Below are 16,652 nucleotides of genomic sequence, written 5' to 3' on the forward strand. Positions count from 1 at the left end.
TTCATTTTTATTAACCTCGCATAAAATTAATTTTTGTGCTTTACGACAAAACCATAAACACAACGAATCATGCCTGTATCAAATCTCAGCGAAGAACAAATTAAGGAAAAATTCACCAAGGCCTGCGACTGTCACCAGCAAGGACTTGAGCAAGAAGCCCTTCAACTCTACAACGAGCTTCTTCTCTCTTTCCCTAAGGCCTTTTTACTCAACTATAACATCGGCCTCCTCTATTATGAAATAAACGATTTCTCTCAAGCCAAAAAACACTACCTTATCGCCCAACAAGAGTACCCAAACAGCCATGATTTACTCTATAACCTTGGCCTCTGCCAGAAAAAATCAGGTGAGATTGAAGAGGCAAAAAAATCATTCTTGGAAGCACTGCAGTGTGAAGGGGACGATATCGACTGCCTCTACAATCTGGCAGGTTGTTATCGCGAAACAGAAGAGCTTGAACATGCAAAACTCTGTTATGAAGCAGTTCTGTCCAGGGACAAGAATTACCTTCCAGCCCTGAGCAACCTGGCCTACACCTGCCAAAGAATGGGAGACAAAAAAGAGGCTCTTGGTTACTACCAACGGGTTCTCGAAATCGAACCCCAGCATCAGGGCGCCCTGCATATGGTCGCCACCATTACAGGGGTGCATTTCAACCATACATCAAGCCAATACGTCGAAGAGTTATTTGATAATTATGCCGAAAGCTTTGATGAATCCCTCATTGAAAAACTTCACTACCAGGTACCACAACTGATCAAGAGGGAACTTCTGGAGGTTGTGCCCGAAACAACAAAGTTCAACCATCTCCTTGATATTGGGTGTGGGACAGGACTTACCGGACTGGTTCTGAAAGATATGGCCAGGGCAATGACGGGGGTTGACCTCTCCCACAAAATGCTTGCAAAGGCCCTTGAAAAAAACATCTACCACCATCTTATCCCGGCAGATATAGAAAAATTCGCCAGCCAGACAGATCAAGAGTACGATCTTATTGTGGCAGCAGATGTCTTCTCTTATATTGGTAATTTGCAAGAGGCCTTTGGCCAAATAGATGAGATGGCAGCACCGGGGGCCCTGCTTGTATTTTCCATGGAAAGGCACGAGAACGAAAACGAAATAGCGCCCCTACAGCTTGGGACAACGGGCAGATTTACTCATTCCCTGGAATACATCACAACCCTCGCCAGGGAGCATAAAATGACAATCCTCCGACAGACAGAGGTGACCCTGCGGGAAGAGGCGGCAAGCTCCATTCAGGGATGGTTGTTTGTATTTAAAACAGCCTAGAACCTCCGGCTGGTAGCAGGGGTTTCGAACCGCTGCCAGCCGGAAACACTAGACGAAAAGGCCTGATCTCTGCACAAAGAAGCAGAGCAAGAAGCCCAAAACCATGGCCACAGCCCCCATAGTACGCAGATGCCGAGGCTCCATCTCACTGAGCTTCACCAACCACTCCTGCATGGCAACCGGGGAAGCAACATAGGGAAGTCCTTCCAAAATAAGCACCATGCCAATCAGTAACAATAAGAGCTTCATACCCACCTTAATGTGTTAAACGGCAACAGATCACTGTTGCTCTTTTTTCTTCTGAGCCTTCAACCAACCACGGCGCACAAAATATTGCTGGCCACTATCCTGCCAACGCTCACAACTCTCTTCCAGACCCTTGGTCGGTAATTCGACCAGAGTTGCCCTATCTATCCTGCATTTACCATGGGACGTATCTAACAGTCTCAAATACTTACACCGTAAACAATTTTTCTCTATCCTATCTCGATCAAACATGTCTGCTCCTCTGGATAACGCCTTAGAAAATAGCTGAAAAATCAACCTGACCGATACCGGCATCGGCTACGATATCCACCAGAGGCGCAGAAAAGCCATATTTCTTCATGCTCTCTGCTATTAGCTGGCGAGAATCATTGCCAATCTCTCTATCCACTTCACCATAACGATTATAGATCATCCCCGCAAGCGTCCCACCTCTCTGCTGAAGAACTTCGAGCAGACAGAGACTATGATGCAGGGAACCCAAGCGCGAACTGGTGACCACAAGTAGGGGAAGCTTATGCGCCAGGACATAATCAAGACTCGAGACCTCTCGAGTTACGGGAGCACAGAGCCCTCCCGCACCTTCGACCAAAACAGTTTGATAGGAGCGGGCAAGCTGATCAATATTTTCTGAGATAAGGTCGAGATCCATCACCACTCCCTCTTGTGCCGCAGCCAAATGGGGGGAGCAGGGTTTTTTAAAGACATAGCTACAGGTTCTGCCATCCCTATCTTCGGCAAGGGGATCGATCCCCATGATTTGCCGATGGGCCAGAATATCCTCACTGATCCCTACGCAACCTGTTTGCACCAGCTTAGAGGTAATCACCGAACGGCCATGCTCGGCAAGCCAGGCAGCCATCAGCCCCGTACAAAAAGTTTTACCTATATCCGTGTCTATTCCTGTGACAAAATATACCCCTGCCATTATTTCCAGCCCTCCTCAAAAAAATTATCTATACCCTGGTCGCTACGACAAAGATATTGCTATAGGTTACAGGCAGTCCCCTCTTACAGCCATAGCGGTCGCGGTAATCACGTTCAAACTGACGCAGGGTTCCCACCGTAAGCTGTGGCCCGGGAGCAGCACCAACACCCGTTTGACGAATATGCCTGAGAATTGCCCAGACAGATGGGAAGAAGAGCTTGGACTGCCTCTCCTCCAGATGATCAATGCGCAGATGGGGCGACAACATATCCGCCAGCTTTACCGGCGAACAGTAATCAAGACCACGCCCCGTCAACTCCCTCACCTCGGCCATGGTACCCTGACCGCAGAGGGCAATGGCAAGCCTCCCTCCCGGTAGCAAGCACTCTCCTATTCGGCGAAAAAAACCTTCCAGATCAGTGAACCACTGCAGACAGGAGGAGGATATACAGAGATCAATATTTTTCGGTAGCACCAGTCTCTCGCCATCACCGGGCAAAGGAATAAGGTGGGCAACGGCCGGCGACACCCGCCTGCTGGCCTTCTGACAGAGAGCCTCGGAAAGATCGTTGAGATAGAGTGTCTCCGGTGGGCAGACAGAGGTATATTGCTCGGTGAGAATCCCGGTGCCACAGCCTATCTCCAGCACCCTTGCAGGAAAGGGCCTTCCTCCCTCTGTCACTAACCGAACAAGGTGGTGAGCAGCATCCCTTTGCACCAGAGCCTGTTGATCATAGCTTTCGGCACTCTCGGCAAAGCAACGTGCAACTTTTTTCTTATCAATCATAGCGTATTTTTTTTATTGGCAGACCTTCGACAAAAATCCAGACAGCCGCCTAAATCCCGCCACAGATAGAAGGGAAAGTGGGGACCGGGAACAGAAACTATGGGGGTCTGTTGCCAAAACATCTCCTGATTGCGGGCCAGGATAACCATATCAGCCTTACTGACCAGGGCCATCTGGTAGAGCGAATCTCCCTCGGGCAGAGCAACCACCTCCTGATAAAAGTGGGCCAACTCCTCATGCAGACCAGCCAGATCACGCCGAGGCGCATCTGCCATAAAACGGCTCAGCTCCCGGCGACACATCTTCTTATTAAAAAGTTCCAGCACCTGGGGCGAAAAATCATCCACCATCCCCTTAAAGACCTGAGGATCAATGCCATGCACAGCATCTATCGGGGCCAGGGTGCCATTTATCGCCACAGAAAAGTCCACCTTGGCCAGCAGATCCTCTCTTGCCGCCAGCAAACGCTGGGCAACCCAAACCCCCATGGACCAAGCAAGGAGATGAAGGGAGGAGTATTCTGCCATGATAGCCAGTATCTCCTCGGACTGCCACGACCTATAGTCAAAGACAATGAGCACATCCCGCTCTGGGGGAAGCAGGGAGAGAAAGGGATGCTGGTCCATTCCCCAACCAGCAAAGAGCACCAGCAGAGAGGAGCTCTCCTCCCTCTTCAAATAAAACCTCATAGTATCTCCTGCAGAGCTGGCACAAGCCCCGCCAAATCCTGCCAGCTCATATTGGCTGAGAGGGAGATGCGAAACCTTGAGGTATTTACCGGCACCGTTGGCGGTCGTATGGGCAGAAGGAAAAAACCGCGTTCCTCCATGGCCCCGGCCAGGGCAAGAGTCCGGACATCATCTCCTATAATAAGGGGGATAATATTAGTCGCACCGGCGGTGAGAAATCCTGCCTCTTTTATATCCCGACGAAGCCTCGCCGCTATCAGTTGCAGATGTGCTCTCTTCTCCCCAAGGGTCAAACTCTGCCTAAAGACAAAGAGATTCCAGGCGATCTGTACAGGTGGTTGAGCGGTGGTGAAGATAAGGGAGCGGCTGTGATTAAGGAGATAATCTCGAATCTCGGCCAGGCAGACCACATAGGCGCCCACCGAGGCCCAGGCCTTACCAAAGGTCCCGACCAAAATATCCACCTGAGCAAGTAGACCCAACTCCTCGGCCTTACCAAGCCCTTGGGCACCATAGAGCCCCACGGCATGGGCCTCATCGAGATAGAGATAACAATTAAACTCCTCTTTCAGGGCGACAAGATGAGCGATATCAGCAACGTCACCATCCATGCTAAAGACAGATTCACTGACAATAAATACCCGGCGATAGTCAGCCCGCATTCGCTCAAGCAGGGAGCGTAGCTGGCCATAATCACCATGGGCAAAGCGTTTATGGGTGGCACGACAGAGGGTCAGACCATCATGAATGGAGGCGTGGTTCAACTTATCCGAGAGAATAAGATCATCCCGACCGGCAAGGGTTGGTAAGATGCCAATATTAGCATGATAGCCGGAATTAAAGAGCAGGGCGGATTCAGCACCATGGGCCCTGGCAATCTCATCCTCCAGAGTATGAGCCAAGGGGCTGTCACCTGAGAGCAGGCGAGAGGAGGTCGAGGCAAGGCCGTATCTCCCCAAAAATCCCGCCTCATCCTGAACACCCGCATAGAACCTCTGTTGAAGTGCCACATCAGCGCCAAGGCCCAGATAGTCATTGGAACAGAGGTTCAATAGGCTTCTGCCATTTTTTTGTACAGAGCAACCAGACTGACGGACAAGGGGGCTGAGAGATCTGAGCCGACCTCTCGCTTCAAGCTGATCGAGTTCTTGACGAAATCCCATCAATAATCACCCGTGGCCAAAACCTTAAAAACAGCGGCCGTCAAAAAGGCCAACTCCTCTTTACTCATGATATAGGGGGGCATTAGATAGACCAGTCTGCCAAAGGGACGGACCCAAATTCCCGCCTCGACAAAGGCCGCTTGAATCTGAACCATACCCTGAGAGCTCAGGGGGGCGTGAAGCTCAACAACCCCTATGCCACCCAAAACCCGCACCTCCGCCACGCAGTCAAGATCCAGACAGGGAGCAAGCCCCTCCTCCAAGCCCTTGGCAAGGCCCTCTACCTGAGTCTGCCAATCGTTTTCAATAAGAAGCTGCAGGGATGCCTTGGCCACACTACAGGCCAGTGGATTGCCCATAAAGGTAGGGCCATGCATAAAGACACCCGGAGCTGCCGAGGAGATAACCCGCCCCACCTCTTCGGTGGCAAGGGTGGCGGCAAAGCTCATGTAACCACCGGTGATGGCCTTACCAAGACAGAGGATATCGGGCTCGATTCCTGCGTGTTCACAGGCAAAGAGCTTGCCTGTTCGGCCAAAGCCCGTGGCAATTTCATCGGCAATAAGAAGAAGGCCGTATTCATCACAGAGGGCCCTTACCTCGCGCAGATACTGGGGATGATAAAAATACATCCCCCCTGCCCCCTGAACAATGGGTTCCAGAATAATGGCACAGATATTTTGCTGATTCTCCTCCACCAAGCGGCGCATCCCGACAAAGTCAGCCGCATCCCAACTGGCAAAAAAGGAGGTTGTGGGACGGTCAGCAAAAAAATACTCGGGAAGGACACCTGCATAGAGACCGTGCATACCATTTACCGGATCACAGACGGACATACCATGAAAGGTATCACCGTGATAACCACCACGAATGGTGACAAATCTCTTCTTTTGGGGCTGGCCAAGGGCATGCATATACTGCATGGCCATCTTCATGGCCACCTCAATGGCAACGGAGCCTGAATCGCAATAGAAAATACGGTTGAGGGATTTAGGCACCAGCTGCAGGAGGATCTTCCCCAGCTCCACCGCCGGTTCATGGGTCAAACCACCGAACATCACATGAGAAACCCGACTCACCTGCTCCACAAGAGCCCTATTGAGAACAGGATTATTATAGCCATGAATCGCCGCCCACCATGATGACATGCCATCCACCAATTGCCGACCATCGGTCAAGGTCAGGGTAGAGGATGAGGCGGAGGCAACCGAATAGACAGGCAGGGGTTCTTCAATGGAGGTATAGGGATGCCAGAGATGGGTCTTATCAAAGTGAAGCAGATCTTGTGCACTCATACTATTTTTCACGGGAACCTATGCTAAAGCCAAGATTTAAAAACATATCGATATCTTTTTTAAGGCCATCACCTGAAGTGGTCAGGTAATCACCGACGATGGCACCATTTGCCCCGGCCAGAAAAAGTTTCTTCTGCTGGCCAGCCAAGAGATTACGTCCACCCGCTGTACGAACAATGGCCCTCGGGTTAATCAGGCGAAAAAGGGCAAAGGTAATGAGTATTTCTCTCTCCGTCAGGGCTGGCAGATCGGCAAATGGGGTATTGGCAATAGGATTGAGGATATTTAAAGGAATAGAGAGCACCTCCAGATCACGCAACTCAAAGGCCAGTTCAATTCGTTGTTCCATGCTCTCGCCAAGGCCAATGATACCTCCGGAGCAGACCTCAAGACCTGCCCGACGGGCATGCTCTATGGTCGCAACCTTATCCTGCCAGGTATGGCTGGTACAGACCTCTGAAAAAAAGCTGGCACTGGTCTCCAAATTACAATGGTAGCGCCTCACGCCCATCTCGACGAGCATTTCTGCTGTCTCTGGCTCCAGAAGTCCCATGGAGGCACAGGGAGCAAGGGATGTCTCCTCACCCAATCGCCGATAGATTGAGGCCACTTCTCTTAGAAAAGCAGGGCTAACCGCCCGACCCGCCGTTACCAGAGAAAAACGGGAAACACCGTACGCCTCATTTTGTTTGGCAAGCGCCAAGACATAATCAGGGTCCACGAGGGCATAGGAGTCAACGCCCGTACTGTAATGGGAGGATTGGGCACAGAATTTACAATCTTCAGAGCATCTGCCCGAGCGGGCATTAACAATAGAGCAGAGATCAATACTCTTGCCGTGGTGTAAGCTGCCCACCTGTCGGGCAAGAGCCAACAGACGATCAAGATCAGCTCTTGCACAATGAAGAGCAAGATCACAGGCCTCGGCAAAGAGGATCTTTCCACCCGATAATACTTTTTTTTCTATCCTGGATATCACGGCTTCACTTATAAGGAAAAGGCCCCTATACAAGATAAGGGCCTGTCAAAAAATAACATGAACATCTTGCATCTCAGCTTCGAGCCATCTTATCCTGTAACAGCCCATAAGGGCCTGGTTTTTTATGCTTCAAGCTTTGCCAAACATGCCTGAAGGGTCTCAGGGCTATCAACCTGCAGGGATAAAACCTTGACTCCGCGAGGGACAATTTTACGCATCATGCCCTTAAGAACAGTCTTAGGCCCCACCTCAATAAAGGTATCAACCCCATCGGCAAGCATCTTTTCTATAATCTCACACCAGCGAACCCGAGAGGCAATTTGCGAGGCCATCATACCCTTCATGATCTCTCCATCCTTCTCCTCTGCCGCTGAAACATTGAAAAGCACGGGCTGCACCGGAGTGGAAAATTTGATATCCGCCATAAAGGCAGAAAAATCGGGCACCGCATCGGCAACCAGTGGACTATGATTGCCTGAGCTGACGTTAAGGGCAATAACCTTGCCTCCAGCCTCGACAAGTGCCGGATCAACGGCATCGAGAGCTGCAACTGTACCGGAAATAACAATCTGTTGCGGAGTGTTGTGATTGGCAACGGTCACACAACCCTCTCCAACATAGGCATCAACAATCTGCTCGATTGTACCAATATCAAGACCCAGTACAGCGCGCATCCCACCGGGATGAAGTTGCCCTTCACGATCCATCAAAGCGCCCCGCTTAGCAACAAGACGCAGGGTCTCTTCGGCACCAAGCACTCCGGCAGCATAGAGGGCTGCATATTCTCCCAGGCTGTGCCCGGCAAAATAGGCCACCTCGGCATCCGCCGGCAGGGCTGAGCGTAATGCCTGCCAACAAACCATATTGGTAGCGGTAATTGCCGGCTGTAAATTAACAGAACGGGTAAGCTCTTCCATCGGCCCCTCGACACAGAGAGCTGTCAGTGGTAATTCACACACATCTTCTGCAAGCGCCATAAGAGCAGCACATTCAGGGTCGTTCTCAATAAAAGCCTGACTCATACCAATATACTGGGAGCCCTGACCGGGAAAAAGTACTGCTATCTTCATACAATTCATCCTCTTAGGAGAAATGGCAGGGTTGTCCTCACCGAAGGGCAAGGACAACTCTTCCTATTTCTGTTTTTTTTCTTTATTTCCAGCCAACAATGTCATCGTCATATAAAGGACGACACCAACACAAATAGCTGAATCTGCAACATTAAAAGCCGGCCAATGATAGCCGCCCACATAGACATCCAGAAAATCAACTACATATCCATAGGAGACTCTGTCAATAAGATTACCGAGGGCACCGCCGACAATACAGGCCAGCCCCACCATATGGAGAAAATGCTCTTTACGCAGGGTATAGGTATAAACCGTCAGACCCAGCACGGCACCCAGACCGATAAAAAGGAAAAAATAGTGCCGCCAGGGAGAATCCACATCGGCCAACATGCTAAAGGCGGCACCGGTGTTCACCACATAAACCAAATTAAAGAAGTCCGGAATTACCTCCCGAACCTCATATAATTGGAAATTGTGAAGAATCCACAATTTTGTCAGCTGGTCACAGACTATGACCAGACAGACAATAAGGATATAAGAGCCAAAGTAAAGAATAGGCACGATTAGGCGTCCATCTCAAGGTCCATATCTTCCACAATAGCAAGACATCGGCTACAGAGCTGAGGATGTTCCACACTATCACCAACGGTCGTTGAACGAATCCAACAACGATCACACTTAACCCCAGGGGCAAGTTTCACGGAAACGACAAGACCTTCAACCTCTTCACTGACATAGGCAGACTCTTCGGGTGCACCCTCTATCTCAGACATTGCTGAAACAATAGAGATCTCACGAAGATGTTGCCACTCAGCGTGGATAAACTCACCCAGCTCGCCCTCTCCCTTAACAAGCACCTCGGCCTCAAGAGAGTGACCGATAACCTTATCACGACGGGCAAGCTCAAGTGCCTTGGTCAACTCAGAACGAATCTTAATAAGTCGCTGCCAACGCGCCTCCTGCTCTGCATCAAACTGCGGATCGATGGCTACTGGAAAATCGGCAAAGAACACAGACTTCTCAAGAGAATCTTTCTCGCCAAGACTATACAGTGCATTCCAGGCATCCGCTGCGGTAAAGGAGAGAACGGGACTCATAAGACGAAGGAGGCCGTCGAGAATATCATAGAGCACTGTCTGCGAGGCACGACGGATAGTAGAATCAGTTCCCTCCACATAGAGCCTATCCTTAATAATATCAAGATAGAAGGCGCTCATGGTTGTGCCACAGAAATAGTTCAAACTCTGATTAATCGCATGGAACTCATACTTATCATAGCTTTCGGTGATTTTTGCCCGAAGCTCTTCAAAACGGGCCAAGGCCCAACGATCAAGCTCCGACATCTCACTGACAGCAATACGGTCCTTGCTTGGATCGAAATCGTTCAAGTTACCAAGAAAATATCGAATGGTGTTTCTGATCTTTCTGTAGGAATCAGACACCTGCTTCAAGATCTCTTTAGAGACCTTAACATCATCACGGTAATCTTCACTGGATACCCAGAGACGAAGGATCTCCGCACCGTACTCGTCGATAACTTCCTGAGGGGCAACAACATTACCCACGGACTTAGACATCTTCTTGCCCTGACCATCAACCACATATCCATGGGTCAAAACACCCTTAAATGGTGCATAGCCACGGGTTCCGGTGGCGGTGATCAGAGAGCTTTGGAACCAACCACGATGCTGATCACTGCCCTCAAGATAGAGGTCAGCAGGAGCGACAAGGTCGTCACGCAATTCACATACGGCGGCAAAGCTACTTCCTGAATCAAACCATACATCGAGGATATCCTCTTCCTTGATAAAGGTTGCACAACCACAGGTACAGACATGACCCTCTGGAAGAAAATCTTCGACGGGATGACTAAACCAGGCATCAGCGCCCTCTTTCAGGAACAACTCATCAATCTTGGCAACCACTTCCTCACTCTTCACAACCTCGCCACAATCCTTACAGCTGATTACGGTGAGAGGTACACCCCAAGTACGCTGGCGTGAGAGACACCAATCAGGACGGGATTCCACCATGGAGTGAATACGATTCATGCCCCAGCTTGGAGTCCAACTTACGCTCTCAATGTTTTTCAGTGCCTTCTTACGCAGGTCATTGTTCTCCATGGAGATAAACCACTGCGGGGTAGCACGATACATAACGGGTTTTCTGCAACGCCAGCAATGAGGATAGCTGTGGTTAATATCTTTCTTAAAAACAAGCAGGCCACTCTCGGCAAGATCGGCAATAATATCGCTGTTCACCTCGGGTACCTGACGACCGGCATAGGGGCCGGCTTCCTTGGTGTAAATGCCGTCTCCATCCACAGGAGAGAGTACTTCGAGACCATAGCGAAGGCCGGTGGCATAATCATCTGCTCCGTGACCGGGGGCAGTATGGACACAACCGGTACCTGCCTCGGTGGTAACATAATCGGCGAAAACCAAACGAGAATCACGATCCATAAAAGGATGACGACAGTTACGGTTTTCAAGCTTTTCTGCGGTGAAGGTTGATTTTATGGAATAGTCTTCAATTCCTACCTCCTGCATAAACTTCTCAACAAGATCCTCTGCCAGAACCCATGTCTCCTCGCCTACAGCAACTGCGGCGTATTGAAACTTAGGGTGAAAGGCAACAGCGGTGTTCGACGGCAGGGTCCAGGGAGTGGTTGTCCAGATAACAACAAAGGTCTTATCACCGGCAAGGGCTGGATCAACATCGGAGAAATCCTCAATAACTGGGAATTTCACATAGATGGAGGGAGATGTATGGTCATGATACTCTACCTCTGCCTCGGCAAGGGCCGTGGTACAGGTAGAACACCAGTAGACAGGCTTACGATTCCGAACCACAGAACCGGAGAGCAAGAATTTATTAAACTCCCGAGCAATGGCTGCCTCATAGGAGTAATTAATGGTGAGATAAGGGTCTTCCCAATCACCAAGCACACCAAGACGCTTAAACTCAGGCTTCTGGGTTTTTATCCATTTATTAGCATACTTACGACAGGCAGCTCGCTTGGCAAGTATCGGGATAGTTTTCTTCTTCTCCTCACCAAGTTCTTTATCAACATTGTGTTCAATGGGCAGACCGTGACAATCCCAACCCGGAACATAGGGGGCATTAAAGCCGGAAGCTCTTTTGGAACGGAGAATAATATCTTTTAAAATCTTATTAAACGCATGGCCAAGATGAATATGTCCATTGGCATATGGAGGACCATCGTGCAAAACAAATAGAGGACGATCCTGGGCCCGCTCCTGCAACATCTGATAGAGCCCTTCTTTCTCCCATCGTTTTAGGATCATAGGCTCTCTTTGTGCAAGATTAGCCTTCATTTTAAAATTTGTTTTAGGAAGATTGAGACTATCCCTATAATCCATGTTGTTCTCCTTAGATTACTACGCTTTTAGCCACACTTATGGTCTTAAAAGAGCATATAATGATTATTAGTCTTATTGCCTTATAAAATTTTATAAGGCCAATCCTACAAAGATACCAATCTCAGCACCAGTTGGAAAGGATAAATGGAACACTATTCCATGATTTTTTTTAAATCTCATTTCATACAGTAAAAACCAGAGAAAGACAATATCCTAGCCCGGGGCCAAAATATAATTCAGACCTGTTTTTTTTTAGACCGGAACGTCCCTATCCAGAAAAACAGGCACATTATTTTGACAGGGCCATTTGATTTTACTACAATAAACAATAGTATAGACATGGTTCGTCCAGGAGGGTAAAAACACTCCCGGCCAAGGCCCTATTCCACTGTAATTATTTTATTTTAAAATATTCTAACGCAACAATAGGTAACATTATAGCATGAGTCAAAGCTCAAACGATCCCGCAACAATGATCGAAATGATCAAAGTTACCAAACAATACCCGCCCAATATAGCCGCCCTTCATGATATATCCATTTCTATTTCGGCCGGAGAAATGCTTTTTCTTATCGGCAGAAGCGGGGCCGGCAAAACCACCCTGCTCAAGCTCCTCTGTGGAATGGAGACCCCAAGCGCTGGCCTTATTGAGATAAATGGCACGGCAACCAACGATCTTCATGGTAATGCCCTGGCCAAACTTCGACAAAAAATCGGGGTGGCCTATCAGGATTTCCGCCTTCTTCTCAACCGAACCGTAGCGGAAAACATCGCCATATCAATGGAAGTTTCCTATAAAAAGCCACAGCTCATCCAAAAAAGAGTCAAAGACCTGCTCGAACAGTTAGACCTGAGCGATAAACACGATACCATAGCAGAAGAGCTCTCCCGAGGAGAACAACAGCGTATCACCCTTGCCCGTTCAGTGGCCAACTCACCCACCATGATCTTAGTGGATGAACCGACGGGAAACCTTGACGCCACTACAACAACAAGAGTTATGGATCTCCTGAAAAAATCCAATAAGGCGGGAGCAACCATCGTCATTGCCACCCACGACTCCTCTCTTTACGACAACACCTCACACAGGGTTTGTGAATTACGTCACGGCGAAATGTATTCCATCAATGGAGCTTTGCTATGAGTTTTTTCCTCAGCGTTTCACGACAGGTTGGGCGCAACCTCAAACAGACTTGGGCCTCCCAGCTCATGACCCTGCTTACGGTCAGTCTCTCTGTGTTAATATTCGCATTTTTCTTTTTAACATACACTAACTTACTCAATTTAGGAACAAAACTGGGCGACAATCTCACCCTCATCATCTACCTTGACGACGATCTCAGCCCCGAGTTGCAAGAGCAGTTTGCCACCAAAATCAACAAATTTGATCATACTGAAAAGATCAAATTTATCTCCCGTGAACAGGCCTTCAATCGATTCTCCCAGCAACTCGGTAGCAACAAAAATGTACTGGAGGCAATGCCCCATGATTTTTTACCGGCATCCATAGAGGTCACCCCCGTAAAGGGAATGCGCAGTATAAAGCAGGTAAAATTATTTTCAAACTACCTGAAACAACTACCGGGGGCACTGAAAATTCAGTATGGTCAGGAGTGGGTTAATCGCTTTTTTTACTTCACCAACCTTCTCTCAATGGTGGTAATACTCAGCGGCATTCTCCTAATCATGACCACCTTCTTCATGGTGGCCTACACCATACGACTCACCATTCTTGGCCGTCAGGATGAGCTAGAGCTCCTCAAACTAGTGGGAGCTACCAATAACTATATTCGCGCCCCATTCTTAACCGAGGGTGTGCTACAGGGCCTCTTAGGCTCTACGATTGGCCTCTTGAGCCTCTTTGTAATCTTCGAATGGATTTTAAACCATTTTTCCGAGCCCGGCATTCTCGCCATGACAGACTTCGCATTTTTCCCGGCAAAAACAGTTGCTATCATCGTCTCTGCCTCCATCTGCCTCTGTGCCATCGGTAGCTACAGTGCCATGCAAAAGCTCCTTCGTATCTGATGATATTACATATTATACAACTCAACAGATATCGTACCTCGGCAGCGGCAGGCCCTCAAGCCAGACACCTGCTTCTGGTGCTCAGCCTTCTATGCTTGCTAGCTAACATCATGCTCCTTCCTCTGGCAGCTGAGGCCACCGACCACCAGCCACTGCTGCAGGAAAAGAAAAAGCAAATAGAGACAAACCTAGACAGATTACAACGGGGTATCCGTAAACAGCAGGAGGCCATTATCACAGAGGATAGGCAAGAAACTGATATCCTGACTGAGCTTGAAACGCTCAATGAAAGAATTGGCAAAAAAGAGGTTAGAATTAATGCCCTGCAAGGGCAAATAATAGCACAAAAAAGAAAAACAGAGCTTAAAGAGAAGGCCCTCCTCACCCTGCACAGGCAAAACAGTTCCCTGAGAACTCAACTGGCAAAGAGGATCAGAGCCTATTACATGACAGGCCAGATAGGCTTCTTAAACATCGCCTTTTCGGCCAAATCCTTCTCAGAGCTCCTCTCCTTCCGGGACTCCTTTGACGTTCTTATTCACTATGACGAAGAGTTACTCAACAACTACAGCAGGGCAATAAAAAAACTCAAATCAAGTAAAAAGGCGCTACTGCTGGAGCAGGAAATCCTGCAATCCTTCTTTACCGAGGTCGGCCAAGAGAAGCAGGAGGCCCAGGCAGATAAAGATAAAAAGGAGACCATCCTGGCAAGAACCAGGACCCAGAAACAGCTGCATGCGGAAGCCGTAAAAGAGATGTTGGGCTCTCAGCAACAGCTCTCCACAAGCCTGGTCAGCATCAAAAGAAAGCAGGCTCGCCGAGAAAATCGTTTCCTGAGCAGAAAAGGGCAGCTAGAGGCACCGGTTGCAGGCACAATCATCACCCAATTTCTTGAAAAAAGTACCAACAGGATGGGCATCGCTGAAACATCGATGGGGATTGCTATAGAGGCAGCAGATGGTAGCCCAGTTATTGCCACCGAGGCGGGCAAGGTTCTCTCCGCAGGTTATCTCCAGGGCTCTGGAAATACGGTTATTATCCATCACGGTTTTCAGTACTATACCATCACCTCCAGATTAGAAAATATTGCCACCAAAAAAGGAGCTCAGGTACGCCCGGGTGATATTATTGGCAGGGCGGGCGATACAGCGACCCTTATTGATGCAGGACTCTATTTTGAAATACGACATGGGAAAAAATCCATTGACCCACTTTCTTGGCTCAAGCCAACTGTCAAGACAGCCCAGGTAATCTTACCAGATGGCCCACGAGGATAAAAATGCGACAACAACAAATCACTGCCAGAACCCTAGGCGTTTGCTTAATTTTTCTAACACTTTTTATAGCAAACAGTGCCCTGGCTGAACAAAAATCAACGGACAAGACCTACAAACAGCTTGAAGTATTCGCCACCAGCCTGAGCATACTTGAGCAAAACTATATCCAGCCACTGGACCCTGAGAAATCTCTTACCGATGCCATAAGCGGCATACTACAGGGACTTGACCCCCATTCATCCTACCTCTCCGCCAAAGAATTTCATGACCTGCAGTCGGAGACAAGCGGTTCTTTTTCCGGTATTGGCATTGAGGTCTCTACCCGCAACAACAATCTCACCATTATTGCCCCTCTGGATGGCAGTCCTGCCGCCCAGGCCGGGATTGAAGCGCAGGATCAAATAATTGAAATAAATGGCAAAAAGACTGCGGAGATGAGCAGCCAGCAAGCCCTTATGCTTTTGCGAGGGCCCATCGGTTCAAGCATAAGCCTGAGCCTGAAAAGAGAGGGTGAAGAGAACCTTCTCCATATCTCCTTAATACGAGAGAGAATATCCCTGCAATCCGTAAGCTTTCTCCCTCTTGGCAGAGATATCTTCTACAGCAGAATCACCAGCTTTCAAAGCAACACCAGCCACGATTATGTTGAAAAGCTCAATCGCATAAAAAAGAAGAGAGAAATACGTGGACTCATACTCGATCTGCGTAACAATCCTGGAGGATTACTCTCCCAGGCAATCAGTATCTCCGACCTGTTTATTAGCTCGGGGGCAATCGTCCACACCAGAGGTCGAGCAGCAGAGCAGAACATGACCTTTGAGGCCAGAGACCTTGGCGAGGACAATGATTTCCCCATGCTTGTCCTGATAAACGGTGGTTCCGCCTCGGCCTCGGAAATTGTGGCAGGGGCCCTGCAGGATCAAGGACGGGCAATAATTGTGGGAACCGACTCCTTTGGCAAGGGTTCCGTGCAGACAATAATCCCCCTACCAAACGGTGCGGCCCTAAAGATAACAACGGCTCAATACTATACGCCCAAAAATCGATCAATCCAGGCCCAGGGCATCCACCCCGACATCACCCTATCCCGCCTAAAAAAAGGCTCCAGCTGCAGAGAAAGTGCCGACCAATCCACCGAGGCCAGCTTAACCAATCACCTGGATAACCCTAACGGAAAGGCAAAGAGAGCCCCCCGTTCCGCCCGGGAGAAAAAGGTGCAAAAATTGCTCGCCGATGACAATCAAATCCGGGTCGCCCGGGATATACTACGCGGCATCCTGCGCTACTCCGCCTATCAGGATGCTCAGGTTGGTGAGTAACAAGCTGTAAGCTGACAGAAAAGACTACCAACAAAAGCGTTGACCAAGAAAACTATCTCGTAGAAAAAACGCTTAAAGCTTCGGGTAAAGTCTTTGCGAACGAGACGTCCACACTCCCAGAAAAAATTCGAGTGCTACGGGGCTATGGTTCAGGACATAGCGAATGGTTAAAAATTATCG

General features: G+C 49.0%; 16 protein-coding genes. 5 read left to right on the forward strand and 11 right to left on the reverse strand.

Annotation, left to right across the window (positions count from 1 at the left end):
- Positions 1-69: 69 nt before the first annotated feature.
- A complete protein-coding gene (locus DP_RS12920) occupies positions 70-1,290 on the forward strand; it encodes a tetratricopeptide repeat protein (RefSeq protein WP_011189782.1) in 1,221 nt (406 codons plus the stop codon).
- 48 nt (positions 1,291-1,338) lie between these two features.
- Here DP_RS12920 and DP_RS12925 read toward each other — a convergent pair whose 3' ends face one another.
- From DP_RS12925 to ileS, 11 genes are all read right to left on the reverse strand, one after another.
- Entirely contained in the window at positions 1,339-1,539 is a 201-nt protein-coding gene (locus DP_RS12925) for a DUF2065 domain-containing protein (RefSeq protein WP_041278007.1), read from the reverse strand.
- 30 nt (positions 1,540-1,569) lie between these two features.
- Entirely contained in the window at positions 1,570-1,788 is a 219-nt protein-coding gene (locus tag DP_RS12930; RefSeq protein ID WP_011189784.1) for a hypothetical protein, read from the reverse strand.
- Between the two features lie 22 nt (positions 1,789-1,810).
- A complete protein-coding gene (bioD, locus tag DP_RS12935; protein WP_011189785.1) occupies positions 1,811-2,482 on the reverse strand; it encodes a dethiobiotin synthase in 672 nt (223 codons plus the stop codon).
- Positions 2,483-2,510: 28 nt separating this feature from the next.
- Entirely contained in the window at positions 2,511-3,269 is a 759-nt protein-coding gene (locus tag DP_RS12940; RefSeq protein WP_011189786.1) for a methyltransferase domain-containing protein, read from the reverse strand.
- A complete protein-coding gene (locus tag DP_RS12945; protein ID WP_011189787.1) occupies positions 3,266-3,958 on the reverse strand; it encodes a DUF452 family protein in 693 nt (230 codons plus the stop codon). Before DP_RS12945 ends, DP_RS12940 begins: the two co-directional genes overlap by 4 nt.
- Complete coding sequence (locus tag DP_RS12950) at positions 3,955-5,121, reverse strand: aminotransferase class I/II-fold pyridoxal phosphate-dependent enzyme (protein WP_041278008.1); 1,167 nt, start codon at positions 5,119-5,121, stop codon at positions 3,955-3,957. Before DP_RS12950 ends, DP_RS12945 begins: the two co-directional genes overlap by 4 nt.
- Positions 5,121-6,416 (reverse strand): adenosylmethionine--8-amino-7-oxononanoate transaminase, encoded by a 1,296-nt coding sequence (bioA, locus tag DP_RS12955; protein WP_041278009.1) that lies wholly within the window; start codon positions 6,414-6,416, stop codon positions 5,121-5,123. The genes DP_RS12950 and bioA overlap by 1 nt, the downstream gene beginning before the upstream one ends.
- A gap of 1 nt (position 6,417) precedes the next feature.
- Positions 6,418-7,395, reverse strand: a complete 978-nt coding sequence (gene bioB, locus DP_RS12960) for a biotin synthase BioB (protein ID WP_228130149.1) — start codon at positions 7,393-7,395, stop codon at positions 6,418-6,420.
- Positions 7,396-7,517: 122 nt separating this feature from the next.
- The gene (locus DP_RS12965; protein ID WP_041278010.1) at positions 7,518-8,465 is read right to left on the reverse strand and encodes an ACP S-malonyltransferase; all 948 of its coding nucleotides are present in this window, start codon (positions 8,463-8,465) and stop codon (positions 7,518-7,520) included.
- A gap of 63 nt (positions 8,466-8,528) precedes the next feature.
- On the reverse strand, positions 8,529-9,026 hold the full coding sequence (gene lspA / locus DP_RS12970) for a signal peptidase II (protein WP_011189792.1): 498 nt from the start codon (positions 9,024-9,026) through the stop codon (positions 8,529-8,531).
- Between the two features lie 2 nt (positions 9,027-9,028).
- Complete coding sequence (gene ileS / locus DP_RS12975) at positions 9,029-11,848, reverse strand: isoleucine--tRNA ligase (protein ID WP_011189793.1); 2,820 nt, start codon at positions 11,846-11,848, stop codon at positions 9,029-9,031.
- 442 nt (positions 11,849-12,290) lie between these two features.
- Here ileS and ftsE point away from each other — a divergent pair, with 442 nt between their 5' ends.
- Genes ftsE through DP_RS12995 form a run of 4 tightly spaced genes read left to right on the forward strand, consistent with a single transcriptional unit; the run spans position 12,291 to position 16,472 of the window.
- Positions 12,291-12,992, forward strand: coding sequence for a cell division ATP-binding protein FtsE (ftsE, locus tag DP_RS12980; protein ID WP_011189794.1), 702 nt, complete (start codon positions 12,291-12,293; stop codon positions 12,990-12,992).
- Complete coding sequence (locus tag DP_RS12985; protein ID WP_011189795.1) at positions 12,989-13,876, forward strand: cell division protein FtsX; 888 nt, start codon at positions 12,989-12,991, stop codon at positions 13,874-13,876. Before ftsE ends, DP_RS12985 begins: the two co-directional genes overlap by 4 nt.
- Positions 13,876-15,153 carry a murein hydrolase activator EnvC family protein gene (locus tag DP_RS12990; RefSeq protein ID WP_011189796.1) on the forward strand — a complete coding sequence of 426 codons (1,278 nt, stop codon included), beginning with the start codon at positions 13,876-13,878 and terminating at the stop codon, positions 15,151-15,153. Before DP_RS12985 ends, DP_RS12990 begins: the two co-directional genes overlap by 1 nt.
- 2 nt (positions 15,154-15,155) lie before the next feature.
- A complete protein-coding gene (locus tag DP_RS12995) occupies positions 15,156-16,472 on the forward strand; it encodes a S41 family peptidase (RefSeq protein WP_011189797.1) in 1,317 nt (438 codons plus the stop codon).
- The last annotated feature ends 180 nt before the right edge of the window (positions 16,473-16,652 follow it).

Origin of the sequence: Desulfotalea psychrophila LSv54, assembly GCF_000025945.1 — a bacterium.
Lineage (GTDB): Bacteria > Desulfobacterota > Desulfobulbia > Desulfobulbales > Desulfocapsaceae > Desulfotalea > Desulfotalea psychrophila.